The organism is Pseudomonas sp. FFUP_PS_473, from assembly GCF_002858665.1.
Lineage (GTDB): Bacteria > Pseudomonadota > Gammaproteobacteria > Pseudomonadales > Pseudomonadaceae > Aquipseudomonas > Aquipseudomonas defluvii.
The window spans coordinates 1-1,877 of record NZ_PJQQ01000083.1 but is presented as its reverse complement, the minus strand read 5'-3'; the positions used below and the strand labels follow the sequence as shown (position 1 = coordinate 1,877).

The window sequence follows — 1,877 nt, the reverse complement described above, 5'->3', positions numbered from 1 at the left end:
GTGGTGGCGGTGTTCGGTGCGGCGAAGCCGCACTGCGCCTATCTGTTCGCCAATCGCCGCGCCAACCGCATGAAAGTCCTGGTGCATGACGGCGTGGGTATCTGGCTGGCCGCGCGGCGATTGAACCAGGGCAAGTTTCACTGGCCAGGCATCCGCCACGGCTCGGAAGTTGAACTCGACACCGAGCAACTTCAGGCGTTGGTACTGGGGCTGCCCTGGCAGCGGGTCGGTGCGGGCGGCGCGATCACAGTGCTGTAGCACCGGCCATTAGCCCATCGGTGTATCTGCGCAGAGCGTCTGCTCTGGCACAATCAGCAGCATGAACTCCTCGCCCAATCTCGACCAACTGACAGCTGAGCAACTGCGCACACTGGCCGCGCAGTTGCTGACGCAGGTCGACGTGATGGGCAAGAAAATCCACCGTGATCAAACCATCATTGAGCAGCTCACACACGAAATCGCTTGGTACAAACGGCACAAGTTTGCCAAGCGTAGCGAGCAACTGAGCCCTGACCAGGGTAGCTTGCTGGACGACCTGCTCGACACTGACATCGCCGCCATCGAGGCGGAGCTGAAAGCTGTCAATCCCCCGGTTGCTCCAGCCGAACCCCGCCAACAGCCCAAGCGCACAGCGCTGCCGGCACAATTTCCGCGCACCGTGATCCGCCACGAACCGGAGAACACCCAATGCGCCTGCGGCTGCCAGCTGCAACGCATCGGTGAAGACATCAGCGAAAAGCTGGATTACACGCCGGGCGTGTTCACCGTCGAACAGCATGTGCGTGGGAAATGGGCCTGTCGCCAGTGCGAAACACTGATCCAGGCCCCCGTGCCGGCCCAGGTGATCGACAAGGGCATCCCCACCGCCGGCCTTCTGGCTCACGTGATGGTGGCCAAATTCGCCGACCACTTGCCGCTATATCGGCAAGAGAAAATCTTTGGCCGTGCCGGCCTGGCCATCGCTCGCTCGACACTGGCGCAGTGGGTCGGACAAACCGGCGTGCAGCTCCAGCCGCTAGTCGATGCCCTGCGCGAAGCCGTGCTGGGCCAACGCGCGATCCACGCTGACGAAACCCCGGTGCAAATGCTCACCCCAGGCGAGAAGAAAACCCATCGGGCTTACGTCTGGGCCTACAGCACCACACCCTTCGCCGATCTGAAGGCCGTGGTGTATGACTTCAGTCCCAGCCGTGCCGGCGAGCATGCGCGCAATTTTCTTGGTCAGTGGAATGGCAAGCTGGTCTGCGACGACTTCGCTGGCTACAAGGCCAGCTTCGAGCAAGGCATTACCGAAATCGGCTGCATGGCCCACGCCCGCCGCAAGTTCTTCGATCTGCACGCTGCAAACAAAAGCCAGTTGGCCGAACAAGCACTGCACGCGATGGGCAGCCTGTACGAAATCGAACGGCAAGCACGGGACATGAGCGATGAAGAACGCTGGCGAATACGACAGGAAAAGGCTTCACCGATCCTCGATACACTGCATGACTGGATGCTGGCCCAGCGTGATCTTGTGCCCAACGGATCGGCCACGGCGAAAGCCTTGGATTACAGCCTTAAACGCTGGCAGGCACTGACTCGCTATGTCGAGGATGGTGCTGTGCCCATCGACAATAACCAGGTCGAGAACCAGATTCGTCCATGGGCCCTGGGGCGCTCGAACTGGTTGTTTGCCGGGTCGCTACGCAGCGGCAAACGCGCGGCGGCGATCATGAGCCTTATCCAGTCGGCCCGCATGAACGGGCATGATCCGTATGCCTATCTCAAGGACGTGCTGACACGCCTGCCGACGCAACGGGCGAGTGAGGTCGGCCAACTGCTGCCGCATCAGTGGGCGCCTGCCTGAGTCGCGCAAGGTGAGTTCGGCGTACGCTTAC

2 protein-coding genes are annotated in these 1,877 nt (G+C 61.4%); both read left to right on the top strand.

Annotated features, from left to right (window positions below; genetic code table 11):
• A partial coding sequence (gene tnpB, locus CYD26_RS24665; RefSeq protein ID WP_158240146.1) for an IS66 family insertion sequence element accessory protein TnpB occupies positions 1-258 on the top strand: 258 nt, incomplete at its 5' end.
• 61 nt (positions 259-319) lie between these two features.
• Positions 320-1,846, top strand: coding sequence for an IS66 family transposase (locus CYD26_RS24660; protein WP_102053907.1), 1,527 nt, complete (start codon positions 320-322; stop codon positions 1,844-1,846).
• Positions 1,847-1,877: the final 31 nt, after the last annotated feature.

Excerpts from the sequence above, each read along its gene's own strand:
- CYD26_RS24660 (WP_102053907.1), top strand. The coding sequence starts at position 320 with ATGAACTCCTCGCCCAATCTCGACCAACTGACAGCTGAGCAACTGCGC.